Origin of the sequence: Kitasatospora sp. NBC_00240 (assembly GCF_026342405.1) — a bacterium.
In the GTDB taxonomy this organism is placed as follows: Bacteria; Actinomycetota; Actinomycetes; order Streptomycetales; family Streptomycetaceae; genus Kitasatospora.
Window position 1 is genome coordinate 7055766 of record NZ_JAPEMU010000001.1, and the last position, 12837, is coordinate 7068602.

13 protein-coding genes are annotated in these 12837 nt (G+C 74.8%); 11 read left to right on the forward strand and 2 right to left on the reverse strand.

The features are described from left to right. Positions 1-56 precede the first annotated feature (56 nt). Positions 57-1082: an aspartate-semialdehyde dehydrogenase gene (locus OG689_RS30185; protein ID WP_266324010.1), complete on the forward strand. Its 1026-nt coding sequence runs from the start codon at positions 57-59 to the stop codon at positions 1080-1082. An 88-nt stretch (positions 1083-1170) separates the two neighbouring features. Here the strand turns inward: OG689_RS30185 and OG689_RS30190 are convergent, their stop codons facing one another. Next, positions 1171-1647, reverse strand: a complete 477-nt coding sequence (locus tag OG689_RS30190; RefSeq protein ID WP_266324011.1) for an ATP-binding protein — start codon at positions 1645-1647, stop codon at positions 1171-1173. After that, a complete protein-coding gene (locus OG689_RS30195; protein ID WP_266324012.1) occupies positions 1644-2018 on the reverse strand; it encodes a hypothetical protein in 375 nt (124 codons plus the stop codon). The genes OG689_RS30190 and OG689_RS30195 overlap by 4 nt, the downstream gene beginning before the upstream one ends. Positions 2019-2559: 541 nt before the next feature. On the opposite strand from OG689_RS30195, the gene OG689_RS30200 reads away from it, so the two are divergent. From OG689_RS30200 to OG689_RS30245, 10 genes are all read left to right on the forward strand, one after another. Continuing rightward, positions 2560-3552 carry a hypothetical protein gene (locus OG689_RS30200; RefSeq protein ID WP_266324013.1) on the forward strand — a complete coding sequence of 331 codons (993 nt, stop codon included), beginning with the start codon at positions 2560-2562 and terminating at the stop codon, positions 3550-3552. Further along, on the forward strand, positions 3549-4097 hold the full coding sequence (locus tag OG689_RS30205; protein WP_266324014.1) for a GNAT family N-acetyltransferase: 549 nt from the start codon (positions 3549-3551) through the stop codon (positions 4095-4097). The genes OG689_RS30200 and OG689_RS30205 overlap by 4 nt, the downstream gene beginning before the upstream one ends. Positions 4098-4152: 55 nt before the next feature. Continuing rightward, positions 4153-4554: a hypothetical protein gene (locus OG689_RS30210; RefSeq protein WP_266324015.1), complete on the forward strand. Its 402-nt coding sequence runs from the start codon at positions 4153-4155 to the stop codon at positions 4552-4554. Between the two features lie 310 nt (positions 4555-4864). After that, positions 4865-6133 (forward strand): NYN domain-containing protein, encoded by a 1269-nt coding sequence (locus OG689_RS30215; protein WP_266324016.1) that lies wholly within the window; start codon positions 4865-4867, stop codon positions 6131-6133. Between the two features lie 273 nt (positions 6134-6406). Beyond that, positions 6407-7354, forward strand: coding sequence for an ABC transporter ATP-binding protein (locus tag OG689_RS30220; protein ID WP_266327528.1), 948 nt, complete (start codon positions 6407-6409; stop codon positions 7352-7354). A 5-nt stretch (positions 7355-7359) separates the two neighbouring features. Continuing rightward, the gene (locus OG689_RS30225) at positions 7360-8166 is read left to right on the forward strand and encodes an ABC transporter permease (RefSeq protein ID WP_266327530.1); all 807 of its coding nucleotides are present in this window, start codon (positions 7360-7362) and stop codon (positions 8164-8166) included. A gap of 159 nt (positions 8167-8325) precedes the next feature. Continuing rightward, positions 8326-9213, forward strand: a complete 888-nt coding sequence (locus OG689_RS30230; RefSeq protein WP_266324017.1) for an alpha/beta fold hydrolase — start codon at positions 8326-8328, stop codon at positions 9211-9213. 67 nt (positions 9214-9280) lie between these two features. Beyond that, positions 9281-10276: a LacI family DNA-binding transcriptional regulator gene (locus OG689_RS30235; protein ID WP_266324018.1), complete on the forward strand. Its 996-nt coding sequence runs from the start codon at positions 9281-9283 to the stop codon at positions 10274-10276. A gap of 413 nt (positions 10277-10689) precedes the next feature. Beyond that, positions 10690-11754, forward strand: coding sequence for a Gfo/Idh/MocA family protein (locus OG689_RS30240; RefSeq protein ID WP_266324019.1), 1065 nt, complete (start codon positions 10690-10692; stop codon positions 11752-11754). Positions 11755-11854: 100 nt separating this feature from the next. Next, positions 11855-12799, forward strand: coding sequence for an AAA family ATPase (locus OG689_RS30245; protein WP_266324020.1), 945 nt, complete (start codon positions 11855-11857; stop codon positions 12797-12799). Positions 12800-12837 lie beyond the last annotated feature (38 nt).

Here is a 12837-nt window from a genome sequence, read left to right on the forward strand (position 1 = left end):
TGATGGGCAGAGTGCGGCTGTGATCAGCAGGAACATCCAGATGGAGGAGTAGTCGGATGAGGATCGGCATTGTTGGGGCCACCGGCCAGGTAGGCGCCGTGGTGCGCGGCATCCTGGCAGAGCGCTCGTTCCCGGTGGAGCAGCTGCGGCTGTTCGCATCGGCCCGTTCGGCCGGGCGCACGCTGCCCTGGCAGGACACCGAGATCACCGTCGAGGACGCGGCCACGGCCGACTACAGCGGCCTGGACATCGTGATCTTCTCGGCCGGCGGCTCCACCTCCAAGGAGCTGGCCCCCAAGGTGGCGGCGGCCGGCGCCGTCGTCATCGACAACTCCTCGGCCTGGCGCCGCGACCCCGAGGTCCCGCTGGTGGTCTCCGAGGTCAACCCGGAGGCGATCGCCAACCGCCCCAAGGGCATCATCGCCAACCCGAACTGCACCACCATGGCCGCCATGCCCGTGCTGCGCCCGCTGCACGAGGAGGCGGGGCTGACCGCCCTGGTCGCCACCACCTACCAGGCCGTCTCCGGCTCCGGCCTGGCCGGCGTCGCCGAGCTGCACACCCAGGCGAGCAAGGTCGTCGGCGAGGCCGACCGCCTCACCCACGACGGCGAGGCCGTCGAGTTCCCCGAGCCGAACGTCTACCAGCGTCCGATCGCCTTCAACGTGGTGCCGCTGGCCGGCAACCTGGTGGACGACGGCTCCTTCGAGACCGACGAGGAGCAGAAGCTCCGCAACGAGTCCCGCAAGATCCTCGGCATCCCCGAGCTCAAGGTCTCCGGCACCTGCGTCCGGGTCCCGGTCTTCTCCGGCCACTCCCTGCAGATCAACGCCCGCTTCGCCGGCCCGATCAGCGTCGAGCGCGCCTACGAGCTGCTGAAGGACGCCCCCGGCGTGGAGCTCTCCGAGATCCCCACCCCGCTGCAGGCCGCCGGCAAGGACGCCTCCTACGTGGGCCGGATCCGGGTGGACGAGACCGTCGACAACGGCCTCGCCCTCTTCCTCTCCAACGACAACCTGCGCAAGGGCGCGGCCCTCAACGCCGTGCAGATCGCCGAGCTGGTCGCGGCCGAGCTGGGCTGAGTCCGCCGGCGGGCGCCCGCCGTACGGCGGCCGACCGACGCCGGCCGACGCCGGCCCCGGGATCCGTTCCGGGGCCGGCATCGTGCTGTCACGGGCGGCCCACGCCCGCTGCCCGGGCTGCCCGGACCGTCCGGCCCGGCCCGGGTACCGCCGGCGCGGCCGGAAGCAGCAGCTCGCACCAGACGGTCTTGCCGCCGTCGTCCGGTCGCGCGCCCCAACGCTCCGCCAGGGCGGCGACCATGAGCATCCCGCGACCGGACTCGGCGAACAGCTCGGAGGCTCCCGCGACCAGCCGGGGCAGCGACGAGCCGGTGTCGGAGACCTCGATCAGGACCCGGGTCCCGTCCGGGGCGAAGCGCACCCTGGCGGACAGCGGGCCAGGGGCGTGCCGGACCGCGTTGGCGACCAGTTCGGACACCACGCACAGCAGGTCGTCCAGCCCCTCGCCGCCGACTCCCCAGGACGTCGCGGCTGCGGCGACCGCGGTCCTGGCGGCGCCGACGCACGCCGTCGTGGGGCTGTCCGCCGCCAGTCGCCAGGCGCGGACCGCCCGCGGCCCGGTCACCGTCCGACTCCGACGGCCGGGCCCGACCCGGCCGGCCGGGGAAGCGGCTGGTTGATGGTGCCGAGTGCCACACCCCGGTCGGCGAGCAGGGCCGTCAGCCGCGCCCAGGCCCGAGGCGTATCGGTCAGCATGAGCCGGCTCGACGTGACCACACCGCCGATCCGGCGGTCGCCGATCAGCCCGGTGATCTCCCGCCAGCCGGAACGCCGGTCCAGCGGGGTGGAGATATCGGGGTCGGTGACCACGGCGGCCACAGTCCAACCGTCGGAATGCACCCGGCGTTCGCACCAGGCGGTGTAGAGGTCTCTCGACGCGGGACCGTCGCCGGAGCAGATGTAGAGGGCCGCTGAGGTGCTGGGCATTGCGGGCATGGCGGGAACTCCTGGGGTACGCACGATCGGGGTGCCTGTCGGGACATGCGCCGAGGGGGCGCCCGGGCAGCCGACGACAGCGCCACCCGGCCCTGCGCGCTGGTCCGCTCGTGCGGTGCGCGGCCCCGGTCGGCTTCATCCAGTCAACGACCTTGCGGCGTCGGCCGGTCAGGAAAACTCCCGACTCGGCAGGTACGGCCGACCGGAAAACTTGACTCTCCGATTGCGCGACCCCAGGCATCCGCGGTGAGCGCCGGGCTACGTTGGGCGCATGGGGTGCAACCTCGCTCTGCGCCGTCAGATGGATGATCGGCGGCTGACACAGTCTGAACTGGCCCACCTGGTCAACGTCGAGATCGGCGCCCTCACCGGGAGTCCCGGCACGGTGTCAGAGCGGACGGTCTACAACTGGCTCACCGGCCGGACTCGTTGGCCTCCGGCCAAGATCCGCTCAGCGCTTGGTGCCGTCTTCGGGTGTACTGGTCCGGACCTCGGATTCATCCGGCCCGGCACGGCCGGCACCGCAACATCGGAGGGCGCCGTGAGACGACGACAATTCATCGCCGCCGTGGGCGGCACCACTCTGGCCATGGCCGCGCCGTCCGCAGGGCTGCCCCGTCGGATCGGCTCGGGCGACATCGGGCAACTGAACGCCCGCTTCGCCAAGGTGATCGCGAGTGACCACCAGTACGGGGGCCGCCGCAGCATCGAGAGTCGTGCCGCCGCTCTGGCCGACGAGGCCATGGAGCTCCAACGGCACGGCACCGCGAGCCAGCGCGTCCGGTCCGGTCTCTACGCCTGTGCTGCGTCCTTCATGTCGAGCGCGATGTGGGCCGCGATCGACGGCCGCCGGTTCGCCGCCGCCCAGCAGCACCTCGAACGCGCCGCCGGGCTCGCCGCGATGTCCGGGGACGCGGCGATCCAGTTCCGCATCTGGTCCCATGCCGGGAGCCTTTACCGGCACCTGGGCCGGCCGGCCGACGCGCTCGCGGCCAACGACGTGGCGCGAAACCTTCCGATCGCCCGTCGAGACCCGCTGTTCGCATCACTCGGTCATGCCCGCCACGCCGCCATCCACGGGCTCACCGGCGATGCGAACGCCGTCCGGCGCTCGGTGGGCCGGGCCCAGGACGCGCTCGACCGGGCGGACTTGGAGGTCACCCGCCCCTTCTGGATCACCGCCCACTACGACCAGGCTGAACTCGACTCGCTCGCACTCGCCGCGAGTCTGTCCCTGGGACGGTACGAGGACGCCGAGGCCCATGCCCACCGCAGTCTCGCCCTGCTCCGCCCCCACATGCAGCGGAGCCGGGCGATCACCAGCGCTCGGCTGGCCCGCGCCCAACTGGGTCAGGGCGACCTCGAACCGGCTGTCGCCACCGCGATGGAGATCCCACCGGACCTCTCGGTCCATCCCAGGGTCGCCGGGATGCTCGACCGGTTCGGTGCGAGTCTGCGTACTGTCGGTAGTGACAGTCGGGCCGCCCGGATCTGGACCGACTACAGCCACGACAAGGGGAGGTCCACCGCGTGACCGGCAGCCTCGAACTACGCCACTTCCAGCAGATCGCCCCAGCCCGACAGGCACTGATCGACACCTACGCGGACGTCCGGGCGCCGCTGCTGCACCTGCCGAACTACGCCGTGCCGACCTTCGCCGAGCGACTGGACCGGCATGCGGGCGAGCCCGGCTGGGGTGTCGTCATCGGCTATGCGGACGGCGAGCCGGTGGGCTACGCCTACGCGAACACCCTGGCCGTGGCCGACCGATGGTGGACGCGGATGGCGGAACCGCTCCCTGACGGATTCACGGACATCCCGACCGCCGCGCTCAAGGAGATCGGCGTCCGCGGGCCCTGGCGCGGCACCGGACTTGCGCGGCGCATCCACGACGAACTCCTTGCCCGTCGAGGGGAGGAACGAGTGACCCTGCTGGTCAACCCGTCCGCCGGGGACGGCAAGGTGCAGGCCCTGTACGGCTCCTGGGGCTACCGGGACTTCAACGCCCAACAGCCCTCACCGGAGGCGCCACGCCTTACCGCGATGATCCGCCGTATCCGGGAGGAAGGGCAGCGATGAGGCCGGCCGCACCTACCCGGCGGCCCCGCCGTTCCAGGCCGGAATCGGAGACCCGATGAGACCCCCCGAGCACGGCGCCTGGCTTCGCCGGGGCATCAGCCGCGACGGCGGGCCGCTGGTGGAACGGGAGCACGTCGTCTGGCTGCAGGCGGGGGAGTACTACGCGGACAGCCGGGGGTTCGCCGGGGTCACCTCGTACGACGGCGGGCTGGTCACCTTCCACCACCAGGTGGGGGAGCCCGGACACGACCAAGGGGTGCTCCGGCGGGACGGCGAGAACCTGGTGGAGACCGGGACCAACCCGGACGGCGGCACCTTCCGCGAGGTGTGGACCCCGCTGCCGGACAGCGCGGGGCCGGCGGGCTCCTGGCGGGCGGGCGACTGCCAGGTCGTACGCGTCGGGGTGCACATCGTGCACGTGGACGGCGCCGGGGGCGGCTACCTGTGGGGACGCTGAGGCACTCCGGCGTGCGCCGGAGCTGTGCGCCGTGCCGGTACGCGGGGCGCGGGCGGGCGGGGCGGGGCGTGGACGGCGGAGGTTCACCGTCCGAAGCCTGGGTAAAGGAGTCCCCAACGATCGGGCGGGCAGGGGCGCGGCCGGTCGGGGCGATCGGCGTGGTTCGGGGTACCCGGGCCGGGCCGGTCGGGCAGACTGCTCCCTACGCCGCGCGCCGGGCCCGCTGCCCGAGCGCTGGGCGGACCGCGCCCGCCAGGTGCTGCCGGCCCGGCGGCGCCGTACCCGGGGCCGACCGGAAAGAGGTGCGGACGTGGACCGCTGTGTCGTCCTGGTGGATGCCGGATACCTGCTGGGCGCCGCCGCCAGCCTGCTCGCCGGGGACCCGTCCCGCTCGCGGGTGACGGTGGACCACACCGCCCTGATCGCCGCGCTGCGCGAACGCGCCGAGGAGGAGACCGGGCTGCCCCTGCTGCGCATCTACTGGTTCGACGCCGCCCCCGACCGCCGGCCGATGCCCGAGCACCGCCGGCTGCGGGTGCTGCCCAGGGTCACCGTCCGGCTGGGGGCGCTGACCCGGGCGGAGGGCCGCTGGGTGCAGAAGGGCGTGGACGCCGCGATGCACGCCGAGCTCTCCGAGCTGGCCCGCAACCGGGCCTGCGCCGACGTCGTGCTGATCACCGGCGACGGCGATCTGCTGCCGGGCATGATGTCCGCCAAGGAGCACGGCGTGGTGGTGCACCTGTGGGCGCTGCAGGCCGCCGACGGGGACTTCAACCAGTCCGAGGACCTGGTCGGCGAGGCCGACGAGCGGCGGGTGCTGGACCGCGAGTGGATCGAGCGCTGGGTCGGCCCCCGGGAGAACGTCCCCGCCTTCCCCGCCCCCGGGCCCCGTCCGGAGATCGCCAAGATCCTCGCCGCGCCGCCCGCGGCCGTCCGCCCGCCCACCACCGCGCCGCCCGCCCCGGCCCGCCCGCGCCCGGCCGCCGCGATGGCCGGCTCGGCGATGGTGGGCCAGCGGATGGCCGGCGCCGGCGTTCCCGGGCCGGCCGTCGCCGGGCCGGCGATGGCCGTGAACGGGCTGAAGGTCGTCCCCACCCCCAAGGACCTGGCCGGCCGCGCGCCGGCCGCCGCGGCGCCCTCCGCCCAGCCGCACACCGGCCCGGTGCTGCGCTGGTCCTCCGACCGGGGCTGGGTCGACCGGCCCGGCGGGGACAGCGCCACCCCCGGCGACGCCCTGCCCACCCTCGCCCAGCTGACCACCGCCGAGCAGCGCTGGGCCGACCGCGAGGAGGACATCACCACCATCGGCGGCGACGCCCACGAGGTCGGTCAGGTCTTCGCCCGGCGCTGGACGGAACGCCTCGGCGACGTCGAGCGGCTCACCGTGCTCTGGCCCGACTACCCGCGCATCCCGCACCGGGTGGACGGCGAACTGCTCCGCTACGCGGCCCGCTTCGGCCTGCTCGCCCACAAGGACGACCAGATCGACGAGCACGACCGGTACGCGATCCGGGCCGGCTTCTGGAAGGAGCTCGCCACCCGCGTTCCCGGCGGCGACCTGATCGTCGTCGACGACTGATCCGGCCCGGCGATGGGCTCCGGCCCGGCGACGACTGATCCGGCCCGGCGGGCACTGGTCCGGCCCGGCCGGTCGGGCCGGAGCCCACCGCCGGCCGCCGCCGCCCCGCCGCGCCCGCCCGGTCGTAGCCGGATCGGGCCCCCTTGTCCGGTTCTGGCCCCCCAGCGCGTAGAGTCTTCGCTCGTGAGCGAGACCGACCGGCGGGCACCACGCGCCGCGCCCCAGGGCGAGGCCGCCGGTACGCCGGGCCGGCGTGCCGGGCAGTGCTGCGCCGTGCGCGACCTGGTGAAGACGTACCCCGCGGGCCGGGGCGCCGGCGCCGGCACGATCCGCGCCAACGACGGCATCAGCCTGGACATCCGCCAGGGCGAGGTGTTCGGGCTGCTCGGTCCCAACGGGGCCGGCAAGTCCACCCTGGTCCGCCAGCTCACCGGGCTGCTGCGCCCGGACAGCGGCAGCGTCGACATCCTCGGCCACGACGTGGTGCGCCATCCCGAACGGGCCGCGCGGCTGCTCGCCTACCTCGGCCAGGAGTCCAGCGCGCTCGACGAGCTGACCGTCTCCCTGGCCGCCGAGACCACCGGCCGGCTGCGCGGCCTCGGCCGCGCGCAGGCCCGCTCGCAGGCCGCCGACGTGCTCACCGAGCTGGGCCTGGAGGGCATCGCCGGCCGGCCGCTCGCCAAGCTCTCCGGCGGCCAGCGCCGGCTGGCCTGCTTCGCGGCGGCGCTGGTCGGGGAGCGGCCGCTGCTCGTCCTGGACGAGCCGACCACCGGCATGGACCCGGTCGCCCGGCGGTCCGTCTGGTCCGCCGTCGACCGGCGCCGGGCCGAGCACGGGGTGACCGTCCTGCTGGTCACCCACAACGTGATCGAGGCGGAGACCGTGCTCGACCGCGTCGCGGTGGTGGACGAGGGCCGGGTGATCGCCTGCGACACGCCCGGCGGCCTCAAGGCCCTGGTCGACGGCGACGTCCGGCTCGATCTGGTCTGGCGCACCGAGGCACCCATGGAGGTGCCGGCCGTCGCCCGGCTCGCCGAGCGCGCCGAGCGCACCGGCCGCCGCTGGACCGTCCGCACCAGCCCCGAGCAGGCCCGCGAACTGGTCGCCGCCGTCACCACCGGCCCGGCCTTCGCCGCCCTGGACGACTTCACCCTGGCCACCCCGAGCCTTGAGGACGCGTACCTCAAGCTGGGCGGCCGTCACGGAGGCCTGGCCAAGTGACCCTGCTGTCCGCCCCGCCGCACACCACCGCGGGCCCGCCGCCCGCCGCCCCCGCCCCGCTGGCGCCGGCCGCCCGGCTGCTGCCCGCGCTGGCCGCCGTCTACCGGGCCCAGCTGGCCCGGGCCAAGGTGGCGCGGATCCCGCTGCTCTTCGTGGCGACCTTCCAGTCGCTCGGCATCCTGGTGATGATGCGCGGCGTCGTCGACCCCGGGGACAACGCCGCCGCGCACACCGTGGTGGCCGGCTCCAGCGTGCTGGTGGTGGCCTTCGTCGCGCTCAACCTGCTCTCCCAGTACTTCGGACGGCTGCGGGCCACCGGCGGGCTGGACCACTACGCGACGCTGCCGGTGCCGGCGGCCTCGGTGGTGCTCGGCGCCGCCGCCGCGTACGCCTCGTTCACGCTGCCGGGCGCGCTGGTCACCGCCGGCGTGGGGGCCTGGATGTTCGCCCTGCCGGCCGCCCACCTGTGGGTGCTGCTGCTGGTGGTCCCGCTGGCCGGGGCGGCCCTGTCCGGCCTGGGCGCGGTCTGCGGGCTGCTCGCGCCGCGCCAGGAGATCGCCACTTTGCTCGGCCAGCTCGGCATGTCGGCGGCGCTGCTGCTCGGCGTGCTGCCGGTGGAGCGCCTGCCGCAGCCGGTGCTGTGGCTGCGCGACCTGCTGCCCTCGACGTACGGGGTCGAGGCCTTCGCCCGGACCTTCAGCGCGAGCCCGGACTGGGCGGCGGTGGCCGGGGACCTCGCGGTCTGCGCGGGCGTCGGCCTGGTCTCGCTGGCCGCCGCGACCCTGGCCTACCGCCGGGCCACCACCCGCTAGTCCCGCGCCGGCTTCCGCCCGGGTCCGCCCCGTACGAGCCGGACCCGTACCCGGAGGCCCCGACCGGGGCGGCGGTGCCGGCGGGTAGCGTGCTGTCCCGGGGCGTGGGGTGCGCCCGGGCGCGCATGGCGCCGGTACCAGGAAGACGGGGGCGGTGCCGTGACCGCGGACATCGATGTGACGACCGGGCTGGGCTACGGCGGGAGCGGTCAGCAGCTGGACGTGTACCGCCCGGCCGTCGCGCCGGGGCCCGCGCCGGTGGTGCTGCTCTGGCACGGCCGGGGACCCGACGAGCGGGAAGTCCTCGCGCCGCTCGCCCGGGCCGCCGCCGCGCTGGGCCTGGTCGTCCTGGTGCCTGACTGGCGCTCCGACGCCCCGGACGGCGGCAGTGCGCACCTGCGGGATTCGGTGGCCTTCGCCCGCCGGCGCGCCGCGGACTTCGGCGGGGACGACCGGAACATCGTGCTGGCCGGATGGTCGCTGGGCGCCAAGGCCGCCGTGGCCGCCGCCCTCGACCCCGCCGCGCTCGACGGCTGGCAGCCGCGGTCGGTGGTGGGCATCGCCGGCGCGTACGGCACCCCCGCGCCGATCACCGGCACCGCTCCGACCGAGGTCCTCGACAGCGGCCGCGCCGACTCGGTGCCGTGGGTACCGATCCGGCTGCTGCACGGCACCGCCGACCAGGTGGTGGACGTCCGGCGCTCACGCGAACTGCACGCCGTCCTGGCCGGTCGTGGCCGGCCGGTGACGCTCGACGAGGTCGACAGCGACCACGCCGGCGTGGTGATGACCGCGTACGTCCCGGAGCGCGACCGCTGCCTGCCCAGCACGGCCGACCACGCCGTGCGGGCCGGGCGCCGGGCCGCCGCCCTGCTGGCCGAGGCGGCGGGGATCGCCCCGGCGCCGGTGATCCGGCAGGAGGGGAGCCGACACGAGGGGAGCCGACACGAGGGGAGTCGACACGATGGGAGTCGACACGAGGGGAGTCGGGCCGGGACGTCGGCCGCCGAGAATGTGCAATCGATTGCACCAGGTCGTAACCTGTGACGCCTGCCGATGCCTTCGGCAGGGCCGGCAGCGCCGGCAGCGCCCGGTCGCGGGAGGAGGGCCCCGAATGGATCAGCAGTCGGTGACGATGAGCGATGTTGCTCGCGCCGCAGGGGTTTCGGTCACCACCGTCTCCTACGTGCTGAGCGGCAAGCGGGCGGTGGCCCCCGACAAGCGGGAGGCGGTGCAGCAGGCCGTCGTGGAGCTGGGGTTCCGGCTGAACACCGTGGCACAGAGCCTGCGCACCAAGCGGTCGAGCACCGTGGCGCTGATCGTTCCGGACATCGCGAACCCGTTCTACGCGCAGCTGGCCCGCGGCCTGCAGGACACGATGCGCCCGGGGCGGTACCACGTCGTCGTCTGCAACACGAACGCGGACCGGGCCGAGGAGCTGCTCCACCTCGACGACGTGGTCCAGCGCCGGCTCGACGGAGTGGTGATCACGCCGCAGTGGCTGGTCCCGGAGGACTTCGACGCCGTCCGGGCGGCGGGTGTCCCGGTCGTGGTCAGTTCCGACGTCGGCCCGGGCAGTCTGGACCTGGTGCGCGCCGACTCCCACGAGGCCATCGACCAGGCGGTCGCCCACCTCGCCCAGCAGGGGCACGAGCGGCTCGGCATGCTGGCCGGGCCGGCGGGCACACCCGCCGGCGACCCCCGTCTTGAGCTGTACCGCGCCGCCGCCGCACGGCACGGGCTGGACCTGCCGGCCGGCCGGATCGTCCGCGGGAAGCACACCCGCGAAGCCGGCGCCGAAGGACTGCGCAGGCTGATGAGCCGCAGGACGCCGCCCACGGCGATCGCCTGCGTCAACGACCGCACCGCCGTCGGCGCACTGGAGGCCGCGGAGCAGATGGGCCTCACGATCCCGTCCGACCTGGCGCTGATCGGTCATGACGACATCGAGATCGCCTCCCTGGTGCGCCCCAGGCTCTCCACGATCCGCTATCCCGCCTACGAGGTGGGAGCGACCTGCGGGCGCCTGCTGCTGGAGCGGATCGGGGGCCGGAGCAGCACGTCGCAGGTGGCCCTGCGCACCCAGCTCGTCCTGCGCGAGACCACCTGACCTGCGGGGACGGTCCGCGCTGTCGGTAGGTCACCGGTGGGCGTCGGTCAACAGCCATGACGCCGCCGGGCGGGCTGGGTGAGGAAGGGCGACAAGGCGGGCTCCTCGGCTTGATCCGACGGGGTGGTGCGGCGAGCCGCGACGGGAGACGGCTTGACAGGCTGCGGCGCTCTCGGCGTACCGTAGCGCAATCGATTGCGCGATGGGAACGACGGCGACCCGCCTCCTCCTCGGACTGCCGTCCGCTGGGGGGAGGCGGGCCCGGCTTCCGCCCAGGCTCACGCGGAGCCTTCAACGGAACGGGCGCCGGGTGTTCGCCCCGCGGACCGGGGCGAAGGCCCCCCGCGGCGGGCCCGGAGCTCCGCCGCTGTTCCCGCGCGCATCGCCTTCCCAGGTCGACCGAGAGGAATCCCATGACGCAGGACTGGCCGGTCATCGCAGACGAGGCGGCGGGCACGGTGCTGCCCGCGCCGCGGACCCCCTCCCCCCGTGAGGCGCCCGCGCTGAACTGGGGGGTGGTGGCACCGGGCTGGATCGCGGCCCAGTTCGTGGAGGCCCTGCAGAAGCACACCGCGCAGAATGTCGTGGCGGTCGGCTCGCGTGACGCCGGCCGGGCCCGCGCCTTCGCCGACCGGTTCGCCGTCCCGAAGGCCTACGGGAGCTACGCCGAACTCGTCGAGGACGACGACGTGGACATCGTCTACGTCGCGTCGCCGCACTCGGGCCACTTCGAGCAGGCCATGCAGGCGATCGAGGCGGGCCGGCACGTCCTCGTGGAGAAGGCGTTCACCCGCAACGCCCGCGAGGCCGAGCAGTTGATCGAAGCCGCCCGGAAGCGGGGGGTGTTCCTGATGGAGGCGATGTGGACGCGGTTCCTGCCGCACATCGACGTGGTCCGCCAGGTGCTCGACTCCGGCCTGCTCGGCGAGGTGCACACCGTGACGGCCGACCACGGACAGCAGATGGATCCCGACGTGACACCCCGTCTCTTCGCACCCGAGCTGGCGGGCGGGGCCCTCCTGGATCTCGGCATCTACCCGGTCTCCTTCGCCTCGATGGTGCTGGGGCCGTTCGCCTCGGTCACGGCGGTCGGCACCAAGGCCTTCACCGGTGTCGACGGCCAGGCGTCGATCGTGGTCACCACCGGGTCCCGGGCCCACGGGGTGCTGAACACGACTCTCTTCGCCCGCACCCCGACCACGGCGTCGATCTCGGGGACGCACGCCCGTCTGGAGATCGAGGGCCCCTTCTACGGACCGGCCGGGGTCCGTCTCATCGGCCGGGACAACGAGCTGATCGACGCGTTCGTCCCCCCGCAGCGTGCCGGGGGCCTGTGCTACCAGGCCGCCGAAGCGGCTCGGTGCATCAGCGCCGGGCGCCTGGAGTCCGACCTGATGCCGCTCGCCGAGACCCTGCGCATCATGCAGGTCCTGGACGGCGTTCGTCATGACCTGGGCGTTGCCTTCCCCGGGGAGTGACCCGCCCCGGGGGCGTGCGGGGGCCCTACCGCGCGCCGGCGGCCCGCCCGGGGCGTGGGCCGCACCCCCTCCGCGCGGCCGATCGTGAAACGATGGCCGGGTGACCGTACCGAACACACCTCCGGATCCCGGCAAGGTCCCCGCCGGGGAGCTCGCGAGCCCCGCCGCGGACGCCGCCGGGAGCGCCGCGACGCCCGCGCTCCAGGGCACCTCCGGCCAGCCCCCCGCCCCGGCCGCGTACCCCTACGGGGCGCTGCCGGTCCTGGAGAAGGCCGAGCGGGCGCCCCGGCGACCGCTGCTGCCGGAGCTGCGGATCGGGGGGCTGACGGTGCTCGTCTGCCTCCTGCTCGGCTTCGTGATGGCCGGGCTCTGGGTCTGGCTGGCCCCGCAGGTGCCGCTGCTCGTCAAGGGCAACCGGATCCTGTACGCCGACCCCGAGGGCGAGCAGCGCGCCGGTGCGGACGCCGTCTTCGCCCTGATCGGCCTGGGTGCGGGTGTGGTCACCGCGCTGGGGGCCTTCCTGCTGACCCGGCGCCGGGGCGGCGGGATCGCGGTGGCGATCGGGCTGACCGTCGGCGGGCTGGCCGGTTCGCTGATCGCCTGGCGGCTCGGCATCCGGCTCGGCCCGACCGCCGACGTGATCGCGCACGCCCGCCAGGTGGGTGACGGTCACCAGTTCACCGACGCTCTCCGGCTGGGGGCCAAGGGCGCACTGCTGGTCTGGCCGATGACGGCGATGGTGCTGCTGCTGGCGCTGTCGGCGGCCTTCGGGAAGCGCGAGCAGGACCCGCCGCCGTACTGGGAGGGGGCTTACTGGCCCGCGTCCGAGCCCGATCACGCGCCCCCGGCGGACGGTGTCACCCCGGTCCCCGGGCCCACGCCCCTCGACGCGCCCGCAGCGACCGACGCACCGCCGCCCGCGGACCGGCCCTTCGAGGCGCCCGCACCCGCACCGGCCCCCCCGTCGTTCGACAAGCCCGTCGGGCAGCCGGTCGCCGACCGTGCGCCGACCGAGCGGCGCGAGCGTCCGGCCCCGCCGGCCTGATCCACCCCCGACGGCCCCTGCCCGCCCTCCGGCGGCCG